The following is a 21,040-nucleotide window of genomic DNA, read 5'->3' on the forward strand; positions in this document are numbered from 1 at the left end:
TAATGCAAGCCCGCAACCGAATTTGCGGCCTAGCCGGTGAATCGGTAGTCGCCGAGGTCGAAGCGTCGGCTGCGCCAGTAGGCCTCCACCGTGGTGGCCGGGCGCAGCGGCACGTCGCCGTTCTTGTCGAAGTAGTAGCTGTTGGCCAGCCGGCAGCTGTCCTGCCAGAAGACCTGACGATGCCGCTTGCGCATCATCTCGGCGAAGTACCGGTCGTTGGCTTCCTCGGTGACCTCGACCCGCGCCGCGCCCTTGCGCCGGGCGTGCTTCAGGCACCGCACGATGTGGTGGGTCTGGGTCTCGATCAGCGCGAAATACGATGAGCCGACGTAGCCGTATGGGCCGAACACGGTGAACATGTTGGGGAAACCGGGAATGCTGACGCCCTCGTAGGCCTGTAGCCGGTGTTCGTCCCAGAAGCGGCTCAGCGACCGGCCGCCGCTTCCGGTGACCGCGAAGGTCGGGACGTTGTCGGTGTCCATCACCTTGAAGCCGGTCGCCAGGATCAGCACGTCGACCTCGTGGTTTTCGCCGTCGGTGGTGGCCACCGCCGCGGGCGTGATCTTGTCGATCGGTTCGGTGACCAGCCGCACGTTGTCGCGGTTGAAGGTGGCCAGGTACGTGTTGTGGAAGCCCGGCCGCTTACAGCCGACCGCGTAGCGCGGGGTGAGTTGGTCGCGCACCGTCGGGTCGTGGACCTGCTGACGCAGATAGGAAAGCCCGGCCGACTGCATCCTCTTGGCCATCGGAAAGACGGTGAAGTATTGCGCCGCGATCGGGAAGGTCAGCTCGACGAAAGCCTGGCTGAGCAGCCGCTGGATGGCTTTGCCGCCCGGGATGCGCATCGCCCAGCGCGCCGGCGCGGGCAGCGGGACGTCGAACTTCGGGAAGCACCAGATCGGGGTGCGCTGAAACACCGTGAGCTGCTTGACGATTGGGGCGATCTCCGGGATCACTTGGACCGCCGACGCGCCGGTGCCGATGATCGCGACGCGCTTGCCCGTGAGGTCCTGGGTGTGGTCCCAGCGCGCGGTGTGCATGGTGACGCCGGCGAACGAGTCCACGCCGTCGATGTCGGGCAGCTTCGGCACGGTCAGCACGCCGCTGGCGCTGATCAAGAACCTCGCCGTGATTTCTCCGCCAGGGTCGATCTGCACCCGCCACAACGACCGCTCGTCGTCGAACTCGGCGGAAAGCACCTTGGTGTTGAACCGGATCCGCGACCGGATGCCGTACTTGTCCACGCAGTGTTCGGCGTAGGCCTTCAGCTCGTGTCCCGGCGCGTAGGTTCGCGACCAGCGCGGGCTCTGCTCGAAGGAGTACTGATAGGAAAACGACGGAATGTCCACGGCGATACCGGGATAGGTGTTCCAGTGCCAGGTGCCGCCTACCCCGTCGCCGGCCTCGACCACCAGGTAGTTGGGCAGCCGTGCCTTGTCGAGCTTGATCGCGGCGCCGATCCCGGAGAATCCGGCGCCGACGATCAGGGTGTGGTAGTCGGGGTTCATGTGCGCGGCTTTCCGATCACGTGCACTCCGTCCTTCGGTCGTAGCGTCAGCGTCGCCTCGAGTTCGACGGGCGGGCCGGGCGCGAGGTCAAAGGTGAAGCGCTGACTCATGATTGCCGCCATCAGCACCATCTCCATCAGGGCGAAGCTCTGCCCGATGCAGATGCGCCGGCCGCCGCCGAACGGCAGATACGCCGAGCGGGGCCGGTCTTTATCCGGTGTGCAAAAACGGTTGGGGTCGAACGTCTCCGGGTCGGGCCACCAGCGCGGATCGTGGTGAATGTGGTGGATCGGAATGAGCACGGTGGTGCCGCGGCGGATGTGGTGAGCCGCCGATGGACCCCCGATGACATCGTCCTCGATGGCCCGCCGCGAGATCGTCCACACGGCCGAGTAGTAGCGCTGCGATTCCTGCAGGCACGCGGTGGTCCACGGCAGCCTGCCGAGGTCGTCGGCGCATGGGCGGCGAGCGCCCAGCGCGTCGTCGATTTCGGCGAGCATCCGGTCGCGGGCGTCGGGGTGCTGCGCCATCAGATACCAGAACCAGGACATGGCGTTCGCCGTGGTTTCGTGGCCGGCGAGCATGAATGTCAGGGCCTCGTCGCGGATCCGTTGACGTGGCCACCGCCCGCCGTCGGCGCGCAGCAACACGTTGAGCAGGTCTTCGGAGTCGGTGGGGTGCAGCAATCGCTCATCGATCACCGCATTGACCGCGCGGTCGAGAGTCAGGGTGATGTCCTGCATGTCGCGCAACGGCGGCGGCAGGCGGACACCGGAGAAGGCCAGCCAGTGCAGCGCGTCGTAGACAGGAGGAGGCATCAGGCCCCACAGCCCGAGCCGTTGCAGCCGCTCGGCATGCCGCAGCCCGCGCGTCGCCAGGTCGTTCATGCTTTCGACCAACGGCCCGAAGTCCTGGCTGAACAGGGAATTGGCGACCACGCGCAGCGTCGCCTCGACCATCGTCTCGTGGATGTCGAAGCGCGTGCCCGTCGGCAGCTTGTCGGTGATGGCCGTGATCGGGTCGATCATCAGGTCGACGATGCCGTTGAGGTGGCGGCGGGCGAAGGTCGGGTTCAGCAGGCCGCGATGCGCGGCCCAGGAATCGCCCTCGTCGGTGAGTAGGTTGATGCCGGCGGTGGCCCGGATGGGCTCGTACTCGTATGACTTGACGTATTTCAGCCGGGCTTCGTGCAGGACGTGATCGACGTAATCCGGGTGGCTGATCGAGACGAAACGCCTACTGGCGCAGCGGAATCGGACGATATCACTGCCGGATATCCGGCTCATGAATCCGTCGCCCACGTCGAATCCGACGGTGAGGGCCTCGCGGGTCATCGTCCAAAAGCTCAGGCGTCTGGAGGGCCCCGCCAGCGGCGGCTCAACGGTGAGGGTCGCCATGACTCAACTGTAGGGGTGACGCCCGTGGCCAGTAATGAGATTATCGGACACAGAGTTGGGAATTTAGGACAACTGATGCCACATCCCGCGGCAACTGTGAGTCACCCGGTGCATGCGACCCGGGTGTTGTGCGAGGTCGCCAACGAGCGCGGGGTGCCGACGAGCGAGGTGCTTGCGGGCACCGCGATCGAGCTGGCAGACCTCGACAACCCGGATGCCATGGTCAGCGCGCTCGACGAGATCACGGCGGTGCGTCGGGTGCTGACCCGGCTTCCGGGCCAAAGCGGCATCGGCGTGGATGTGGGTAGCCGGTCCACGCTCACCCACCTGGGATTGTTCGGGTTCGCGGTGATGTCGTGCGGCACCCTGCGGGAATTGTTTTCCATCGCGATGCGCTATTTCGCGCTGACCACGATGCACATCCGCCTCACCCTGTTCGAGACCGCCGAGGACTGTGTCATCGAGCTCGACGCCGACCATCTGCCCGCCGATGTGCGCGGTTTCTTCATCGAGCGCGACATCGCCGGAATCATCGCGACCACAACGGCTTTCGCGCTGCCGGTGGCCGAAAAGTATGCCGATCAGGTGTCGACGGAACTGGCGGTCGACGAGGAACTGCTGCGGCCGCTGCTCGACCTCGTGCCGGTGCACGACGTCAAGTTCGGCCGGGCGCACAACAGGCTGCACTTCCCGCGCGCGATGTTCGACGAGCCGCTGCCGCAGGCCGACCGGCACACGCTGGAAATGTGCATGGCGCAATGCGACGTGCTGATGCAGAGCAGCGAGCGCCGGCTCGGCATCACCGCGTTGGTGCGCAGCAAGCTGTTCCGCGATTCCGGTGTGTTCCCAACGCTTCCCGACATCGCCGAGGAACTCGACGTCCATCCGCGAACGCTGCGCCGGCGGCTCGCCGAGGAAGGCGCGTCGTTCCGGGCGCTGCTGAACGAGGCGAGATCCACCGTGGCCGTGGACTTGTTGCGCAATGTCGGGCTGACGGTTGAGGAGGTGTCCACGCGGCTGGGTTACACCGAAGTCTCGACGTTTTCGCACGCGTTCAAACGCTGGTATGGCGTTGCGCCCAGCGCGTATTCACGCCAAGGCTAGGGGTGCAGCGCCTTCCTCAGCGCCGCCAGCCCGCGGTTGGTGGCCTCGGCCGCCGCGGGTATCACGAGGGCAAAGCTGGCATAACCGTGCACCAGGGTCGGCTCATTGCTCAGTTCGGCGGGCACACCCGCGGCATTGAGCAGCTGGGCGTAGCGGGCCCCGTCGTCGCGCAGCGGATCGTGTTCCGCGGTCCCGATGTAGGCGGGCGGCAGACCGGACAGGTCGGGAGCGTTGGCCGGGGCGAGGGTGACCGGCAGCGTCGTGGCGTCGCTGATGTCGATGCCGGGCAGGTACCAGGTCAGGAAGGCGTCGATGACATCGCGGTCCAGGATCGGCGCGTTGGCGTTCTCGGTATACGACGGCAGTGACAGGTCGGCGGTGACGACGGGGTACCACAGCAGCTGGAACGCCAGCTTGGGCCCGCCGTTCTCGCGCGCCAGGTGCGCCATGACCGCGGCCAGGTTGCCGCCCGCCGAGTCGCCGGCGACGGCGATCCGGTCCGGGTCGCCGCCCAGCTCGGCGGCATGCTCGGCGACCCACTGCAGCGCGGCCCAGGAGTCGTTGACGCCGGCGGGGAACGGATGTTCCGGCGCGAGCCGGTAGTCGACGGACACCACGATGGCCTGCGCGCCGACGGCGTGCGCGCGGGCGACGGGCTCGTGGGTGTCCAGGTCGCCCAGCGCGAATCCGCCGCCGTGATAGAAGACGACGACGGGCAACGGCGAATCCACCTCGGCCGGCCAGTAGATCCGAACGGGAATGTCGCTGAGCTCGCCGTACCCGATCGTCCGCTCTTCGACCCGCAGCTGTGGAAGCATTTCCACGGGCACCTGGAGCTGCTTGAGCCGCGCGCGGGCGACCTCGACGCCGTCGCTTGCCTTGAACGTCATCGGGTAGGCGTCGAGCAGCGTCTTGAATGTCGGATCGATGCCTGGTCGGGCGATGGTGGGCTCAATCATTGGTACAACATACGTCAGCGATTTACCTGTACAGCGCATTGCGCAGCGCCGCGAGGCCGCGCTCCAGCGCGGCGGTGGCGGCGGGCACCACGCCGGCGTAGCCGAGGTAGCCGTGCACCATCGTCTCGGCGTTGTGCACCTCCACGGGCACACCGGCGACGGCCAGCAGCTCGCCGTACCGGATGCCGTCGTCCCGCAGCGGATCGTGGCCCGCGACGCCGATGTAGGCCGGCGCCACGCCGGCCAGGTCTTTCGCCCGGCCCGGCGCGATCCCCGGAGGGGGATCGGACAGGTCGATTTCGCCGGCGTACCACCGGGAGAACGCGGCGACGGCGCGGGTGTCGAGGATTGGCGCCGAGGCGTTCTCGGTGAACGACGGCAGCGACGGGTCCCACATCGCCGACGGATACCACAGCAGCTGAAACACCAACTCGGGTCCGCCGTTGCCGGCGCGGGCGCGCTGGGCCATCACCGCCGAGATGGTGCCGCCCGCCGAATCCCCGGCCACGGCCATCCGGGCGCTGTCGGCGCCGATCTCGGCGGCGTGCTCGGCGACCCAAAGCGTTGCGGCCCAAGCGTCTTCGACCGCCGCCGGGTACGGGTGCTCGGGCGCCAACCGGTAGTCGACGGACACCACGATCGCGTCCGCGCCCACCGCGTGCTGCCGGCACTCTCCGTCGTGGGTGTCGAGGTCGCCCACGACGAAGCCGCCGCCATGGAAAAACACGACGACAGGCCAACCGGCGCTCGGCGCGCGGGAATCGGAATCGATTGGCGGCCAATAGATCCGGATGCCGATAGGGCCGGCCGGCCCGTCGATGGTCCGGTCCTCGACCCGCAATTCGGGATGAAAGGAGCGGCGCGGCAGGTCGCGGAACCGCTGGCGCGCAGCCTCGATGCCGTCGTCGGCCGATAGCCGGAACGGAACCGCATCCAGTACCTTCAGCAGGATGGGGTCGATCTCGTCGGCTTTTTTCTCCAAGGCGGGCATGGAGGTACCGTACGCATCCCGCCTGGTTGCCGGGTGTTGGGTGGTGGCCGGCTGGGCGGGACTGGCCTACGGCATCTACCTGACGGTGATCGCATTGCGCTCGCCCCCGGGCATCGAGCTGACCGGTCAGTGGGTGCTGCAGCCGCCGTTCAAGGCATCGATGGCGCTGTTGCTGACGGTCGCCGCGGTAGCGCACGCCGTCGTGCGCGAGCGGCGCTGGCTGATGCCGGCGCTGCTGCTGTCGGCCATCGGCGACTGGCTGCTGGCGATCCCGTGGTGGGCGCCGTCGTTCGTCGGCGGTCTCGCCGCGTTCCTGTTGGCGCACCTGTGTTTTCTGGGCGCGCTGCTTCCCCTGGCACGCGCGCGGTCGCGGCCGCGGCTGGCCGCCGTCGCCCTGATGTGCGTGGCGACGACGTCGTTGCTGGCATGGCTGTGGCCGCATCTCGGCAAGGACAAGCTTCCGGTAACGGCCTACATCGTGGTGCTGACCGCCATGGTGTGCGCGGCATTGTTGGCGGAGCTGCCGACGATCTGGACGGCGGTGGGCGCCGTGTGTTTCGCCGTGTCGGACGCGATGATCGGCATCGGGCGGTTCATCCTGGGCAACGAGGCGCTCGCGGTGCCGATCTGGTGGACGTACGCCGCGGCCCAGATCCTGATCACCGCCGGTTTCTTTTTCGGTCGAGAACAACCCGCCGACGACGCCGCCGAGAATATTGAAAGCCAAGGGTAGCAACACATCTCGCGAGGCAGCGTGACTCCCAAACCGCGCACACCCGTCGAGGTGGAGCCCATCGCCCGGGTGCTGCCGATGCTGTCGGTCCCGCACCTGGATCGCGAATTCGACTACCTGGTCTCGGCCGAGCAGTCCGACGATGCCCAGCCGGGGGTTCGGGTTCGGGTGCGCTTTCACGGCCGGCTGGTCGACGCGTTCGTGCTTGAGCGCCGTAACGACACCGATCACGCCGGCAAGCTGGGTTGGCTCGATCGCGTCGTGTCGCCCGAACCGGTACTGACCGCGGAGATTCGCCGCTTGGTCGACGCGGTGGCCGCGCGGTACGCCGGTACCCGGCCGGACGTGCTGCGCCTGGCGGTCCCGGCCAGGCACGCCAGGGTGGAGCGGGAAACCGCGGCGGCCCCGCCGGACCCGGCGCCGCCGGCACCCGTCGATCCCTCGGGTTGGGAGCTCTACGCGCGCGGCGGGCAGTTCCTGGCCGCCCTGGCCGAGTCGCGTGCCGCGCGCGCGGTGTGGCAGGCGCTGCCGGGCGAGTCGTGGGCGGATCGCTTCGCCGAGGCCGCCGCGCACACCATCCGCGCCGGGCGCGCGGTGCTGGCGATCGTGCCCGATCAGCGCGATCTGGACGCGCTGTGGCGATCCGCGACGGCCCGGATCGACGAACGCGGCGTGGTCGCGCTGTCGGCGGGCCTGGGGCCGGCCGCACGCTACCGGCGCTGGCTCGCCGCGCTGCGGGGCAGCGCCCGGCTGGTGATCGGCACCCGCAGCGCGGTCTTCGCGCCTATGTCCGACCTGGGCCTGGTCATGGTCTGGGCCGACGCCGACGACAGCCTGGCCGAGCCGCGGGCGCCGTACCCGCATGCCCGGGAGGTGGCGATGCTGCGCGCGCATCAGGCGCGGTGTGCGGCGCTGATCGGGGGCTATGCCCGCACCGCCGAGGCGCAGGCGCTGGTGCGCAGCGGATGGGCGCACGACATCGTGGCGGCCCGGCCGGTGGTGCGCGCCCGTACTCCGCGGGTGGTGGCGCTGGACGACACCGGTTACGCCGACGAACGCGACCCGGCGGCCCGCACCGCCCGGATACCGTCCATCGCGCTGCGCGCGGCCCGCGCGTCGCTGGAGGCCGGCGCGCCGGTGCTCGTTCAGGTGCCGCGGCGGGGTTATGTGCCCTCGCTGGCCTGCGGGCGCTGCCGCGCCATCGCCCGTTGCCGGCACTGCACCGGTCCGCTGTCGCTACAGGAACACGGGCTGGGTGCCGTCTGCCGCTGGTGTGGCCGCGCCGAACCGGCGCTGCGGTGCGCGCGTTGCGGATCCGACGCGGTGCGTGCGGTGGTCGTGGGGGCCCGGCGCACCGCGGAGGAGCTCGGCCGCGCGTTCCCCGGCACGGCGGTCGTCACCTCGGCGGGCGACGCCGTCGTGGCGGAGGTCGCCGACCACCCGGCCCTGGTGGTTGCCACCCCGGGCGCCGAGCCCCGCGCCCCGGGCGGGTACGGCGCGGCGTTGCTGCTGGATACCTGGGCGCTGTTGGGCCGGCAAGATCTGCGCGCGGCAGAGGACGCCCTGTGGCGCTGGATGAGCGCCGCCGCGCTGGTGCGTCCCCGCGGCGACGGGGGCGTGGTCACGGTGGTAGCCGAATCGTCAATTCCCACAGTGCAATCGCTGATCCGCTGGGATCCGGTGGGTCACGCCGACGCCGAACTGACCGCGCGAACCGAAGTCGGCCTGCCGCCGAGCGTGCACATGGCCGCCATCGATGGGACGGCGGGCGCGGTCGCGGCGTTGCTGGACGAGGCCGGGTTGCCCGACGGGGCCGATCTGCTCGGACCGGTCGACCTGCCGTCGGGTGTACGCCGTCCGGCAGGGAGCGCTGCCGGCGCGGCGGTGACTCGGATGTTGGTCCGGGTGCGCCGTGAGCAGGGGCTGGCCCTGGCGGCCGGCTTGCGGAGCGCCGTCGGTGTGCTCAGCGCGCGGCAAACCCATGAGCCGCTGCGGGTGCAGATGGACCCGCTGCACATCGGGTAATGGCGAACGTCCCGGGCAGCGGGATCGATGCGCGCCCGATGGCGATAGTGTGCGTCGGAAATAATCCGTGCTTACGATATTGACGCTGTTACACTTTCTGTTCTTTGGCCCGCAATGGCCCGCGTAAAGGTTCGGGAGAGGGGGCACGATGGCACCGGACACGACGGCCGCTGACGAGTCGCTGGATGTGATCACCGATGCGTTGCTGACCGCGTCCCGGCTACTGGTGGCCGTATCGGCCCGCTCCATCGGACAGGTCGACGAGTCCATCACCATTCCGCAGTTCCGGACGCTGGTCATCCTTTCCAACCGCGGCCCGGTCAACCTGGCCACGCTGGCCGGCCTGCTGGGTGTGCAGCCGTCGGCCACCGGGCGGATGGTCGACAGGCTCGTCTCCGCCGGGCTGATCGATCGCCTGCCGCACCCGACGTCGCGGCGCGAACTGCTCGCCGCGCTGACCCCGCGCGGGCGCGAGGTCGTCCGCCGGGTCACCGCGTACCGACGTTCCGAAATCGCGGCCATCGTGGAGAAAATGCCGCCGCCGGAGCGGCACGGGCTGGTGCGGGCCCTGACGGCATTCACCGCCGCCGGCGGCGAGCCCGACGTTCACCTCGACGTCGACGCCGTGTAGGCGCCGCAACCGGACTCAGCGCTTGTCCGCGATCAGCAGCAGGTACTCCCATTCCATGGTTCCGTCGGCGAGGTATTCCTGTGCGAGTTCGAGGAGTTGGGCGTCGAGCTCGGCCGTCAGCACCCGATTGTGGGCGATGTTCGCGTAGGCCTCGATCGTCGGGCCGTAGTGATTCTTGAAGTAGTCGTGCACGGCCGCGGCGGTGTCGAACCGCTGCACGGCCAACATGCCGCGCCTGGTTTCGACGCCGCGGATTCGATCTCCCAGCAGCCCGGCGATGTAGTCCTCGCGTCCCCATAACGCCGCCGGGGGTACGGCGGGCGACAGGCTGGGCCGATAGGGCCTGATGGTGGCCAGCATCCGGCCGAAGAATCCTTCCGCGGTCCAGCTGATCAGACCGATCGTCCCGCCCGGCCGGCAGACCCGGACCAGCTCGCCGGCCGCGCGCCGGTGGTCGGGGGCGAACATCACGCCGATCGCCGAGAGCACGGTGTCGAATTCGCCGTCGCCGAACGGCAGCGCGTGCGCGTTGGCCTCCCGGTAGTCGAGCGTCAATCCCTCGGCCGCGGCCCGCGCCCGGGACCGCTCCAGCAGCTCCGGCGTCAGGTCGGTGGACACGACGGCGGCCCCCGCGCGGGCGGCCGGCAGCGAGATATTGCCCGACCCGGCGGCGACGTCGAGCACCCGATCGCCGGGCCCAATGCCGGTGGCGGCCACCAGGATTGGGCCGAGCGGGGCCATCACTTCCTCGGCCATCAGGGCATAGTCGCCCAGCGCCCACATGGTGCGATGCGTGGACGCCAGGTCGTCGGTCGTCGTGTCGAGGGTCATCGGACCTCCAAAGATAGGAACCACTAGAAATAGTAACTTAAAGAAACAATATACAGATGCAACTGTGTAAAACCTGGGCATGTCCTGCGGAGATCCCGTCATTCCTAGACTTGTGCGCGTGCGTCTCGTCTTCGCCGGTACCCCCGAGCCCGCGCTGCCCGCGCTGCGTGGCCTGATCAATTCACCCCGCCACGAGGTGGTCGCCGTGCTGACCCGGCCCGACGCCGCCTCCGGCCGGCGAGGCACGCCGCAGCCGTCACCGGTGGCCCGCGAGGCGCTCGACCGAGGCATCCCCTTGCTGCGGCCGGCGCGGCCGAACTCACCGGAATTCGTCGCGGAGCTCACGGAGTTCGGGCCCGAGTGCTGCGCGGTGGTGGCCTACGGCGCGCTGCTGCGCGACGCCCTGCTCGCGGTGCCCCCGCGCGGCTGGATCAACTTGCACTTCTCGCTGCTGCCCGCCTGGCGCGGTGCGGCGCCGGTGCAGGCCGCGATCGCCGCGGGGGACGCCATCACCGGGGCGACGACGTTTCAGATCGAGCCGAGCCTGGACTCCGGACCGGTCTACGGCGTCGTGACCGAGACGATCCGGCCGACCGACACCGCGGGCGATCTGCTTGAGCGCCTTGCCCTTTCCGGGGCGGCGCTGCTGTCGACCACGCTGGACGGCATCGCCGACGACACACTGACGCCGCGGCCCCAGCCCGCCGACGGGGTCAGCGTCGCGCCGAAGGTCACCGTGGAGGGGGCCCGGGTGCGTTGGGACCTGCCGGCGCCGGTCGTCGAACGCCGCATCCGCGCCGTCACACCCAACCCGGGCGCCTGGACGCTCATCGGTGACCTGCGGGTCAAACTCGGTCCGGTCCACCTCGACGAGGCTCCAGAACCTTTGCCGCCCGGCGATATTCGCGTCGACCGCAAGAGCGTGTGGATCGGCACCGGCTCGGAGCCGGTGCGGCTGGGCCAAATTCAGCCGCCCGGAAAGAAACTCATGAACGCCGTCGACTGGGCGCGGGGCGCCAGGCTCGACCCCGCCGCGCGGGCGTCGTGAGCCCCCAACCGCGGCGGCGGCGCCGGCCGCTCGACCCCGCCCGTGCCGCCGCGTTCGAGGTGCTGCGCGCCGTCAGCGAGCGCGACGCGTACGCGAACCTCGCGCTGCCCGCGCGGCTGCGCGAACGCGGAATCAGCAGTCGCGACGCGGCTTTCGCCACCGAACTGACCTACGGCACGTGTCGCACCCGGGGCCTGCTCGACGCGATCATCGGTGCGGCGGCCGGAAGGTCGCCGGACGCGATCAACCCGGTGCTGCTCGACCTGCTGCGGCTGGGCACCTACCAATTGCTGCGCACCCGGGTCGACGCCCACGCCGCGGTATCCACCACGGTCGAACAGGCGGGCATCGAATTCGACTCGGCGCGAGCGGGTTTCGTCAACGGCGTGCTGCGAACCATCGCGGCACGGGACGAGAAGTCCTGGGTCGAGGAGTTGGCCCCGGATCCCGCACGAGATCCGATCGGGCACGCAGCGTTCGTGCGGGCACACCCGAGGTGGATAGCCCAGGCCTTCGCCGACGCGCTGGGTGCGGCGGCGACGGAACTCGACGCGCTGCTGGTCAGCGACGACGAACGGCCCCAGGTGCATTTGGCGGCGCGCCCCGGGGTTCTCACCGCCGGCGAGCTCGCCGACGCGGTGGGCGGCAGCGTCGGCCGCTATTCGCCGTACGCGGTCTACCTGCCCGGCGGCGACCCCGGGCGGCTGGCGCCGGTGCGCGACGGTGACGCGCTGGTTCAGGACGAGGGGAGCCAGTTGGTGGCCCTCGCGCTGACGCTGGCCCCGGTCGACGACGACGCGGGGCGGTGGCTGGACCTGTGCGCGGGGCCGGGCGGCAAGACCGCGCTGCTGGCGGGGCTGGGCGCCCAGTCCGGGGCCCGGGTCACGGCGGTCGAGCCGGCGCCGCGCCGCGCGGAGATGGTCGAGCAGAACACCCGCGGGCTCGGGGTTGACGTGCTGCGGGTCGACGGGCGGCAGACCGGCCTCGAGCCCGGATTCGACCGCGTCCTCGTCGACGTGCCGTGTACCGGGCTGGGCGCGTTGCGCCGGCGTCCGGAGGCCCGCTGGCGGCGTCAGCCGGCCGACGTGCCGGCGCTGGCCAAGCTGCAACGCGAGCTGCTGGCCGCGGCGATCGCGCTGACCCGGCCCGGCGGCGTGGTGCTGTATGCGACCTGTTCACCGCACCTGGCCGAAACCGTCGGCGTCGTCGCCGACGCGCTGCGCCGTCAGCCGGTGTGCGCGCTGGATACCCGGCCGCTGCTCGAACCCGCGCAGCTGGAGGAGGGCCCCTACGCACAGCTTTGGCCGCACCGGCACGGCACCGACGCGATGTTCGCCGCCGCGCTGCGCCGCCTTGCGTGAGCTTCCGACCACCGCTCAGTAGTCTGGCGCTCATGTCACACAGCACGGGACCTGTGACGGGCCCCCTGATCGCGCCGTCCATCCTGGCCGCCGACTTCGCCCGGCTCGCCGACGAAGCGGCCGCGGTGGAGGGCGCCGACTGGCTGCACGTCGACGTGATGGACGGCCACTTCGTGCCGAACCTGACGATCGGGCTGCCGGTGGTCGAGAGCCTGCTGACCCATACGGACATCCCGATGGATTGCCATCTGATGATCGACAATCCGGACCGGTGGGCACCGCCGTACGCGGAGGCGGGCGCGTACAACGTCACCTTCCACGCCGAGGCCACCGACAATCCCGTCGGGGTAGCCCGCGATATCCGCGCGGCCGGCGCCAAGGCCGGGCTCAGCATCAAGCCGAAGACTCCGCTGGATCCCTACCTCGAAATCCTGCCCCACTTCGACACCTTCCTCGTGATGTCGGTGGAGCCCGGCTTCGGCGGCCAGAGCTTCATCCCCGAGGTGCTCGCCAAGGTCCGGACGGTGCGCAAGATGGTCGACGCCGGCGAGCTCACGATCCTTGTCGAAATCGACGGCGGCATCAACGAGGAGACGATCGAGCAGGCCGCCGAGGCCGGCGTCGACTGCTTTGTCGCCGGTTCGGCGGTGTACGGCGCCCAGGATCCGGAGGCCGCGGTGCGGGCGTTGCGGCGTCAGGCCGGTGCCGCCTCACCGCACCTGGGCTTATGAGCCCCGAGCGGGTCGACGGCATCGAGTCGGCCATGCGCCTCGCCATCGAGCAGTCCTACCAGGTCAAGGGAACCACCTATCCGAATCCGCCGGTGGGGGCCGTCATCCTCGATCCCGAGGGCCGGGTCGTCGGCGTCGGCGGGACCGCGCCGGCCGGCGGCGACCACGCCGAGGTGGTCGCGCTGCGCCGGGCCGGGAGCCTGGCGGCCGGCGGCGTCGCGGTGGTCACCCTGGAGCCGTGCAACCACTACGGCAAGACGCCGCCGTGCGTGAACGCGCTGATCGACGCCGAGGTGGCGACGGTGGTCTACGCCGTCGCGGATCCGAACGCGATCGCGGGCGGCGGGGCGGACCGGCTCTCGGCGGGGGGCGTCCAGGTGCGCTCCGGAGTGCTGGCCGATGAGGTGGCGGGCGGGCCGCTGCGCGAGTGGCTGCACCGGCAACGCACGGGGCTGCCGCACCTGACGTGGAAGTACGCCAGCAGCATCGACGGGCGCAGCGCCGCCTCGGACGGTTCGAGTAAGTGGATCTCCAGTGAGGCCTCACGGTTGGATCTGCATCGGCGCCGCGCCATGGCCGACGCGATCGTCGTCGGCACCGGCACCGTGCTGGCCGACGACCCGGCACTGACGGCCCGGCTGCCCGACGGTTCGCTGGCGGACAAACAACCGCTGCGCGTGGTGGTCGGGATGCGCGAAATACCTTCCGAGGCAAAGGTTCTCAACGACGATTCGCGCACCATGGTGATTCGCACCCACGATCCCGCCGAGGTGCTCAAGGCGCTTTCCGACCGCACCGACGTCCTGCTGGAGGGGGGGCCCACGCTCGCCGGCGCGTTCCTGCGTGCCGGCGCGATCAACCGCATCCTGGCCTACGTCGCGCCGATCCTGGTCGGTGGCCCTATCACCGCCGTCGACGACGTGGGGGTGTCCAGCATTTCCAAGGCGTTGCGTTGGCAGTTCGACGGCGTCGACCGGGCCGGCCCGGACCTAGTGATCAGCCTGGTGCCGCACGGCGGCTAGCGCTCGCCCAGCGCGACGGCCTCTTGCTCGGGGACTTCCGTGTCCTCGGCGTGTTCCTTGCGGCCGCCTATCAGCAGGCCTAGCAGCGCCCCCGCTATGCAGATGCCCACGGTGATCAGGAAGATGTCGCCGAACATCTCGGCGAACGCCTTCAGGAACAGGGTTGCCTGGGCGGCCACTCGTTCCATGAGGGTGGCGTTGGGCGGGATCTCGGCCGTCAGGTGCGCCAGCTTCCGGTTGAACGAGTAGAAGCCGAAGGCGCTCAGCGCGGCCATCCCGATCAGCATGCCGGTCATCCGGGCCACCACCACCGCGGCCGAGGCGATGCCGTGTTGGGCGGGCGGGACGACGCGCAGGGCGGCCGACGTCAGCGGCCCGATCACCAGGCCGAGTCCGAAGCCGGCCACCAGCAGGTCGGCGTGCATCGCCGGCAACGTGATGAGGCCAAAGATGTTGTGGCGCTGTTCCAACAGATCCTCGCGCCAATAATGGATCAGCCAATACCCGTAGGCCGCGATCAACAGGCCGATGAAGGTCATCGCCCGATCGCCGATCCGGGTCGCGATCCAGCCGCCCAGCACCGCCCCGATCGGCAGCGCGATGAGGAACCACAGCAGCAGGCCGGCCGCTTGGTTCTGGTCCATCTGCAGCACGCCCTGGCCGAACAGCTCGACGTCGACCAGGGTCACCATCAGCGCCGCACCCGCCGTCACCGACGCGCCCAGCGCGGCCAGGAACGGCCGGAAATGCACGCCCGCCGGTTCGATCAGCCGGGTGCGCGAGAAGCGCTCCCAGATCACGAAGACCACCCCGACGGCAATCGCCCCGATCACCAAGGGCAACCCGTAGCTCGGCAGCAGCTGCTTGCCATCGGGTTGGGGGTTGTACAGCCCGATGACCGCCAGGCCCAACGCAACGGCCAGCAGTAGACCACCCACCAGGTCGATCTTCTCCGGCTCGTCGGCTCGGTCGTGCGACGGCAGGCTGAACTGGATCATCGCCATGGCGATCAAGGTCAGCGGGACGTTGATCCAGAACACGTAGCGCCAGTCGTGGGACAACCAGACGATGAAAATGCCGTACAGCGGGCCCAGCACGCTGCCGAGTTCCTGCGCGGCGCCGATGCCGCCGAGCACGCCGGCGCGGTTGCGTTGGGCCCACAGGTCGGCACCCAGGGCGAGGGTGACCGGCAACAGGGCACCGCTGGCGATGCCCTGAACGGTGCGGCCGGCGACCAGCATGTGGAAATCGCCGAAATGCCCGGCCAGTGCGGTCACCACCGAGCCGACAATGAACAGCGCCAGGCTGGTCTGCAGCAGCAGTTTGCGACCGAACCGGTCGGACGCCCGGCCCAGCAGCGGCATGGCGGCGATGTAGCCCAGCAGGTACAGCGTGACGATCCAGGTGATCCGCTGCAGCTGGTTGAGCGGGATATGAACGTCCCGCATGATGTCGCGCATGATCGTGACCACGACATAGGTGTCCAGGGCGCCCAGCAGTACCGCCAGGCTGCCCGCACTGATCGCGACGCCGCGTCCCGCCCGCATGCCCATCAGCTGACCGGGGGCTTCGTGACGGTGACCGGCTGGTTCCAGTTGGACAGCGTCATCTGGACGGAATTGCCCTGGCTCTTCTGCAGGTTGACCTGGACCAGCTGGTGATCGCCGCTCTCCTGGATCCAGACGGTGCTCGGCAGCGCCTGCGTCGCATTGAACGGCGGCGCGATTTTGTTCACCGCGTCGGCCGGGACGTTGCCGCTGATGCGAATGGTGTTCTGGCCGTTGATCGTTTCGCGGCCCTCGGCCTTGGCGTCGCGGAAGTTCGCCAGCACGTTGGCCAGGCCGTTGTCGGGACTCAGGATCGCGGAGACGTCGTAGATGTCGGAGGCCTTGCCGAAATCGCTCCACTTGTTCGGGGTGAGCGTGGCATACAGCACCGAGTCGTAGACGACGAAGTTCGCGTCGATGTCGGAGCCCGCCAACGTCAGCTGGACATTGCCCGACGCGGCGGTGGCGGGGGCGGTGGTGAGGTCACCGTTGAGCACCTTGATGGGCAGCCCCTGGACCTTGCCCTGGACCGACAGCACCAGGTGCACGCTCTTGACGTTCTTGGTGGTGTCGGCGGATTGCTTGACCAGTGTCGAGGCATCGGGCAGCGGTGCGCCGCTGGGTTTCGAGCCCGACGAACAGCCGGCGATTAGGGCGGTGGTGAGGCTTAGGGAAGCGAGGACGGCCAATACACGGTGGCGGGTCTGCATACTCTGCATCGTAGAGGGTGCCGCGGACCGGGTTCGAGAACGCCAGGGCCCGTGGCCAATTAGCCTGGTGCAATGTTCACCGGAATTGTCGAGGAACTCGGAGAGGTGACCAGCCGAGACGTCCTCGCCGATGCGGCGCGCCTGACCATTCGCGGGCCCCTCGTCACCGCCGATGCCGGCCACGGCGATTCCATCGCTGTCAACGGCGTCTGCCTGACGGTCGCCGAGTTGCTGGGCGATGGGCAATTCACCGCCGACGTGATGGCCGAGACCCTGAACCGGTCCAATCTGGGCGCAGTGGAGGTTGGCAGCCGGGTGAACCTGGAGCGCGCCGCGGCGGTGAACAGCCGGCTTGGCGGTCACATCGTCCAGGGCCACGTCGATGGCACCGGTCAGGTGGTCTCCCGATCGCCCTCGGAGAACTGGGAGGTGGTCCGGATCGAGGTCCCCGAGGCGGTGGCTCGCTACGTCGTCGAGAAGGGGTCGATCACCGTCGACGGCATTTCGCTGACGGTGTCCGGGCTCGGCGCGGAGCCGCGGGACTGGTTCGAGGTTTCGCTGATCCCGACGACCCGCGAGCTGACCACGCTTGGTCACGCCCCGGTCGGCACGCGGGTGAACCTCGAAGCGGACGTCATCGCCAAATACGTCGAGCGGTTGATGAGCCGCCAAGCCTGAGCGTCACGGCGCGAGCGCGATGATGCCCGGTCCGGCCGTGGGTGGGGCTCCGCCACCGCCGGTACCGCCACCGTGGCCGCCCCCTCCGCCACTGGCGCCCGGCGGCGGACCAACCTCTGGGGGTGCCTGCTTCGGCGCGGCGGGTGCCGCCGCCTGTGGCGGCTGCAGCATTTGGGCGTCCGGTGCGGGTGGTCGTGGTGGAACCGTCGGGTTAGCGCCTTCGACGAAGGCGGCCAACTTCACCCGGTGTCGTGACCCATTCCGGTTGGTGAAGCCCACCTGATGGTTCGGGCAGTAAGCGCCGGCCGACGCAATGAGGAATCGGGTCTCGGTGCGACGGAGTCGGCCGGGGTCGGCGCCGGGGGTGGCGGTGTTGGCGAAGTTCACCAGCTCGTCCACCACGGTATTGACCGGAACGCCGCTGTCTAGTTGGCCGCATACCTCATGGGCGGTTTTGATGAGCTGCGGTATGCCGGAAATGGCGGGGACGCCTTCTTGATTGAGTAGTGCGAGGAACTGGTCGTCCTGGTTTGGGGCGGCCGCTGCCGCGCCGCCGCGCGAAATCGCAGCGCCAGTGAGCGCCACTATCGCGATAACCAGGGGGCCGGCGTGGGTGCTGATGCCGGTAAACATGGCAGGGGTTTCCGTTCTGCTAGGGCCCCCGACGGGTCGTGACTAGTGATCTATGCCACAGGTGTGGCTGCGGATCGGATTCCACCCGTGCACTGGAAATTAACTGCCAATTTGCCGTGAGTTCACCAAAGCACTTGACCGCAGCGCCTGGTGCGGCTGCGGTCAAGGCTTTATCGGTTGTTTATAGCTGGTTAGAGCCGGACGAAGGCGGGGCCGTTCCAGAATCCCCAGTCGCCCACGTCGGGGTTCCACACGACCTGGGCCCACGGCGCCCACGGCGGGGGCGGCGGCATCGGCCGCGCCCACGGCGGAGGTGCCCCGTAACCGGCCGGACCGTAGTTGTCGTCCCAGTCGCGGCAGTTATTCCAGTTCTGATACGGGCCCCAGCCGTTGTTCCACTGGTCGCCAGGGCACCAGTGATGGTGATACATCGGAGCGGACGGAGGCACCGCCTGGGCAACGCCCGAGGTCACTCCGAGAGTGGACAACGCCACGCCACCGGCTGCGAGGGCGCCAATACACAGGCGACGCCACGATTTGGTTTGCGTGTTGATAGTCATGACACTGCAATTCCCGACCGGAATGGGCGCGAAACCGATTCCGGTGTCTCGGCTCGATCTCACATCTGGCACTTAACTGCGACTTACGCCGGACTTACGTTGCGCGCCCTCCGGTGGCCGTCCCGCGACCACGTCTTCCCTGGTCAGCTGGCGCACCAGCGAGCCTGGCGGGCACGCCGTTTTTGACGGAGGCGTCACTGCAAGGAGTTGCTCGGGGCTACCGGGCGAGTCCCCGCATCCCGCCGAAAAGCCGTGGCAATAACTGTGGGGCGGCGGTGGTTCATACTGAATGCAACGCCGGGCTCCTCATGCGGGCCCTTACGACAGCAAGGTAGCCAAGATGACGAGGTTGGACTCCGTCGAGAGGGCGGTTGCCGACATCGCGGCCGGTAAGGCCGTCATCGTCATCGATGACGAGGAGCGCGAGAACGAGGGCGACCTGATCTTCGCCGCCGAAAAGGCGACACCGGAGATGGTGGCCTTCATGGTCCGCTACACCTCGGGCTATCTGTGTGTGCCGCTGGATGGCGCGATCTGTGATCGGCTCGGCCTGCTGCCGATGTACGCGGTGAACCAGGACAAGCACGGCACCGCCTACACCGTCACCGTCGACGCAAGAAAGGGTGTGGGCACCGGAATTTCGGCGTCCGACCGGGCCACCACGATGCGGCTACTGGCCGATCCCACCAGCCTGGCCGAAGATTTCACCCGTCCCGGCCACGTAGTTCCGTTGCGCGCCAAGGACGGTGGTGTGCTGCGCCGTCCCGGCCACACCGAGGCCGCGGTCGATCTGGCCCGGATGGCCGGCCTGCAACCCGCGGGCGCCATCTGCGAGATCGTCAGCCAGAAGGACGAAGGCGCGATGGCCCAGACCGACGAACTGCGGGTCTTCGCCGACGAGCACGACCTCGCGTTGATCACCATCGCCGACTTGATCGAGTGGCGGCGCAAGCACGAGAAGCACATCGAGCGGATCGCCGAAGCGCGAATCCCGACCCGCCACGGCGAGTTTCGCGCGATCGGCTATGCCAGCATCTACGAGGACGTCGAACACGTGGCGCTGGTCCGTGGCGATATCGCCGGGCCGAGCGGCGAGGGCGACGACGTGTTGGTGCGCGTGCACTCCGAGTGCCTGACCGGTGACGTTTTCGGGTCACGCCGCTGCGACTGCGGGCCGCAGCTCGACGCCGCCATGGCGATGGTCGCGCGCGAGGGTCGCGGCGTCGTGCTCTACATGCGCGGCCACGAGGGCCGCGGAATCGGCCTGATGCACAAGCTGCAGGCCTACCAGCTGCAGGACGCCGGCGAAGACACCGTCGACGCCAACCTGAAGCTTGGATTACCGGCCGACGCAAGGGATTACGGCATCGGCGCGCAGATTCTCGTCGACCTCGGAGTCCGCTCGATGCGGTTGCTGACCAACAACCCGGCCAAGCGAGTCGGCCTGGACGGCTACGGCTTGCACATCATCGAGCGCGTGCCGCTTCCGGTGCGGGCCAACGCGGAGAACATCCGCTACCTGCTGACCAAGCGCGACAAGATGGGCCACGACCTGGCGGGCCTGGACGATTTCCACGAATCCGTCCATTTGCCGGGTGAATTCGGCGGTGCTTTGTGAGCGGTGGCGCCGGTGTGCCGGAGATTCCGGCGCTCGACGCGGCAGGCGTGCGCCTGGGCATCGTCGCCAGCACCTGGCACCGGGAAATCTGCGACGCGCTGTTGGCCGGCGCGCTGAAAGTGGCGGCCGATTCGGGTGTCGGCAACCCGACGGTGGTCCGCGTGCTCGGCGCGATCGAGATTCCCGTCGTTGCCCAGGAACTTGCTCGTAGCCATGACGCGGTCGTCGCTCTCGGTGTCGTGATACGGGGCCAGACACCGCATTTCGACTACGTCTGCGACGCGGTGACACAGGGCCTGACCCGGGTCTCGCTGGACGCTTCCACGCCGGTCGGCAATGGGGTGCTCACGACCAACAACGAGGAGCAGGCGCGCGACCGGGCCGGGCTTCCGGAATCGGCCGAGGACAAAGGGGCCCAGGCGACCGGCGCGGCCCTGGCCGCCGCGCTCACCCTGCGCGACCTGCGCGCTGGGTCGTGACTCCGCCGAACCGCGACGCCTGGGATGTCGAGCTGCGCCCCTACCGGACACCGTTATTTGCTTACATCGCAGCGTTTCTGATCGCGGCCGTGCATATCGCGGTCGGCGTGCTGCTCAAAATGAAGTCCAGCGGGGTGATCTTCCAGACCTCCGATCAGGTGGCGATCGCCGTACTGGGCCTGATCATCGCGGGCGGCGTCCTGTTGTTCGCGCGGCCGCGACTGCGGGTGGGACCGCCTGGCATTTCGGTGCGAAACCTGTTCGGCTACAGGCTGATTCCGTGGTCCGATGTGGTTGGCGTGTCGTTTCCCGCCGGTCACCGATGGGCGCGAGTCGATCTGCCCGACGACGAGTACATCCCGGTGATGGCGATCCAGGCCGTCGACAAGGACCGTGCTGTGGAGGCTATGGACACCGTCCGGTCGCTGCTGGCGCGATACCGCCCGCACGCCGGCTGAGCGCTGTACCATCGCC

General features: G+C 69.0%; 21 protein-coding genes. 12 read left to right on the forward strand and 9 right to left on the reverse strand.

The genetic code is table 11. The features are described from left to right. Window positions 1-29 precede the first annotated feature (29 nt). On the reverse strand, window positions 30-1,508 hold the full coding sequence (locus ACQI5H_RS00230; protein WP_427077441.1) for a flavin-containing monooxygenase: 1,479 nt from the start codon (window positions 1,506-1,508) through the stop codon (window positions 30-32). After that, a complete protein-coding gene (locus ACQI5H_RS00235) occupies window positions 1,505-2,905 on the reverse strand; it encodes a cytochrome P450 (RefSeq protein ID WP_427077442.1) in 1,401 nt (466 codons plus the stop codon). Before ACQI5H_RS00235 ends, ACQI5H_RS00230 begins: the two co-directional genes overlap by 4 nt. A 75-nt stretch (window positions 2,906-2,980) precedes the next feature. Between ACQI5H_RS00235 and ACQI5H_RS00240 the strand changes: the two genes are divergently transcribed. After that, entirely contained in the window at window positions 2,981-4,009 is a 1,029-nt protein-coding gene (locus ACQI5H_RS00240) for an AraC family transcriptional regulator ligand-binding domain-containing protein (RefSeq protein ID WP_427077443.1), read from the forward strand. On the opposite strand, the gene ACQI5H_RS00245 is transcribed toward ACQI5H_RS00240, so the two are convergent. Together ACQI5H_RS00245 and ACQI5H_RS00250 are read right to left on the reverse strand one after the other, a co-directional pair. Continuing rightward, entirely contained in the window at window positions 4,006-4,968 is a 963-nt protein-coding gene (locus tag ACQI5H_RS00245; RefSeq protein ID WP_427077444.1) for an alpha/beta hydrolase, read from the reverse strand. The genes ACQI5H_RS00240 and ACQI5H_RS00245 overlap by 4 nt on opposite strands. Before the next feature lie 22 nt (window positions 4,969-4,990). After that, complete coding sequence (locus ACQI5H_RS00250) at window positions 4,991-5,959, reverse strand: alpha/beta hydrolase (protein ID WP_427077445.1); 969 nt, start codon at window positions 5,957-5,959, stop codon at window positions 4,991-4,993. Here ACQI5H_RS00250 and ACQI5H_RS00255 point away from each other — a divergent pair. The 3 genes from ACQI5H_RS00255 to ACQI5H_RS00265 all read left to right on the forward strand — a co-directional run bounded on the left by ACQI5H_RS00255 (window position 5,958) and on the right by ACQI5H_RS00265 (window position 9,348). Next, window positions 5,958-6,692, forward strand: a complete 735-nt coding sequence (locus ACQI5H_RS00255; protein WP_427077446.1) for a lysoplasmalogenase — start codon at window positions 5,958-5,960, stop codon at window positions 6,690-6,692. The genes ACQI5H_RS00250 and ACQI5H_RS00255 overlap by 2 nt on opposite strands. A 21-nt stretch (window positions 6,693-6,713) precedes the next feature. After that, window positions 6,714-8,717 carry a primosomal protein N' gene (locus ACQI5H_RS00260; protein ID WP_427077447.1) on the forward strand — a complete coding sequence of 668 codons (2,004 nt, stop codon included), beginning with the start codon at window positions 6,714-6,716 and terminating at the stop codon, window positions 8,715-8,717. Window positions 8,718-8,865: 148 nt separating this feature from the next. Then, complete coding sequence (locus ACQI5H_RS00265; protein WP_427077448.1) at window positions 8,866-9,348, forward strand: MarR family winged helix-turn-helix transcriptional regulator; 483 nt, start codon at window positions 8,866-8,868, stop codon at window positions 9,346-9,348. A gap of 15 nt (window positions 9,349-9,363) precedes the next feature. Here the strand turns inward: ACQI5H_RS00265 and ACQI5H_RS00270 are convergent, their stop codons facing one another. Further along, window positions 9,364-10,179, reverse strand: coding sequence for a class I SAM-dependent methyltransferase (locus ACQI5H_RS00270; protein ID WP_427077449.1), 816 nt, complete (start codon window positions 10,177-10,179; stop codon window positions 9,364-9,366). A gap of 118 nt (window positions 10,180-10,297) precedes the next feature. On the opposite strand from ACQI5H_RS00270, the gene fmt reads away from it, so the two are divergent. The 4 genes from fmt to ribD are packed head-to-tail and all read left to right on the forward strand — an operon-like array spanning window position 10,298 to window position 14,341. After that, complete coding sequence (gene fmt, locus ACQI5H_RS00275) at window positions 10,298-11,227, forward strand: methionyl-tRNA formyltransferase (RefSeq protein WP_427077450.1); 930 nt, start codon at window positions 10,298-10,300, stop codon at window positions 11,225-11,227. Continuing rightward, the gene (locus ACQI5H_RS00280) at window positions 11,224-12,588 is read left to right on the forward strand and encodes an RsmB/NOP family class I SAM-dependent RNA methyltransferase (RefSeq protein WP_427077451.1); all 1,365 of its coding nucleotides are present in this window, start codon (window positions 11,224-11,226) and stop codon (window positions 12,586-12,588) included. Before fmt ends, ACQI5H_RS00280 begins: the two co-directional genes overlap by 4 nt. 23 nt (window positions 12,589-12,611) lie before the next feature. Further along, entirely contained in the window at window positions 12,612-13,319 is a 708-nt protein-coding gene (gene rpe, locus ACQI5H_RS00285; protein ID WP_427077646.1) for a ribulose-phosphate 3-epimerase, read from the forward strand. Continuing rightward, a complete protein-coding gene (gene ribD, locus ACQI5H_RS00290) occupies window positions 13,316-14,341 on the forward strand; it encodes a bifunctional diaminohydroxyphosphoribosylaminopyrimidine deaminase/5-amino-6-(5-phosphoribosylamino)uracil reductase RibD (RefSeq protein ID WP_427077452.1) in 1,026 nt (341 codons plus the stop codon). Before rpe ends, ribD begins: the two co-directional genes overlap by 4 nt. Here ribD and ACQI5H_RS00295 read toward each other — a convergent pair. Together ACQI5H_RS00295 and ACQI5H_RS00300 are read right to left on the reverse strand one after the other, a co-directional pair. Beyond that, entirely contained in the window at window positions 14,338-15,888 is a 1,551-nt protein-coding gene (locus ACQI5H_RS00295) for an MFS transporter (protein WP_427077453.1), read from the reverse strand. The genes ribD and ACQI5H_RS00295 overlap by 4 nt on opposite strands. A 5-nt stretch (window positions 15,889-15,893) precedes the next feature. Then, window positions 15,894-16,598 carry an LppX_LprAFG lipoprotein gene (locus ACQI5H_RS00300; protein ID WP_427077454.1) on the reverse strand — a complete coding sequence of 235 codons (705 nt, stop codon included), beginning with the start codon at window positions 16,596-16,598 and terminating at the stop codon, window positions 15,894-15,896. Window positions 16,599-16,670: 72 nt separating this feature from the next. On the opposite strand from ACQI5H_RS00300, the gene ACQI5H_RS00305 reads away from it, so the two are divergent. Next, window positions 16,671-17,276 carry a riboflavin synthase gene (locus ACQI5H_RS00305; protein ID WP_427077455.1) on the forward strand — a complete coding sequence of 202 codons (606 nt, stop codon included), beginning with the start codon at window positions 16,671-16,673 and terminating at the stop codon, window positions 17,274-17,276. A gap of 3 nt (window positions 17,277-17,279) precedes the next feature. Here the strand turns inward: ACQI5H_RS00305 and ACQI5H_RS00310 are convergent, their stop codons facing one another. Further along, window positions 17,280-17,909: a DUF732 domain-containing protein gene (locus ACQI5H_RS00310; RefSeq protein ID WP_427077456.1), complete on the reverse strand. Its 630-nt coding sequence runs from the start codon at window positions 17,907-17,909 to the stop codon at window positions 17,280-17,282. Between the two features lie 191 nt (window positions 17,910-18,100). Continuing rightward, window positions 18,101-18,382 carry a hypothetical protein gene (locus tag ACQI5H_RS00315; RefSeq protein ID WP_427077457.1) on the reverse strand — a complete coding sequence of 94 codons (282 nt, stop codon included), beginning with the start codon at window positions 18,380-18,382 and terminating at the stop codon, window positions 18,101-18,103. Window positions 18,383-18,809: 427 nt separating this feature from the next. On the opposite strand from ACQI5H_RS00315, the gene ACQI5H_RS00320 reads away from it, so the two are divergent. The 3 genes from ACQI5H_RS00320 to ACQI5H_RS00330 are packed head-to-tail and all read left to right on the forward strand — an operon-like array spanning window position 18,810 to window position 21,024. Next, complete coding sequence (locus ACQI5H_RS00320) at window positions 18,810-20,087, forward strand: bifunctional 3,4-dihydroxy-2-butanone-4-phosphate synthase/GTP cyclohydrolase II (protein WP_076062989.1); 1,278 nt, start codon at window positions 18,810-18,812, stop codon at window positions 20,085-20,087. Next, window positions 20,084-20,566, forward strand: a complete 483-nt coding sequence (gene ribH, locus ACQI5H_RS00325) for a 6,7-dimethyl-8-ribityllumazine synthase (protein WP_076125048.1) — start codon at window positions 20,084-20,086, stop codon at window positions 20,564-20,566. Before ACQI5H_RS00320 ends, ribH begins: the two co-directional genes overlap by 4 nt. Then, complete coding sequence (locus ACQI5H_RS00330) at window positions 20,563-21,024, forward strand: PH domain-containing protein (RefSeq protein WP_427077458.1); 462 nt, start codon at window positions 20,563-20,565, stop codon at window positions 21,022-21,024. Before ribH ends, ACQI5H_RS00330 begins: the two co-directional genes overlap by 4 nt. Window positions 21,025-21,040: the final 16 nt, after the last annotated feature.

Origin of the sequence: Mycobacterium heidelbergense, assembly GCF_050205645.1 — a bacterium.
Classification (GTDB): Bacteria; Actinomycetota; Actinomycetes; order Mycobacteriales; family Mycobacteriaceae; genus Mycobacterium; species Mycobacterium heidelbergense_A.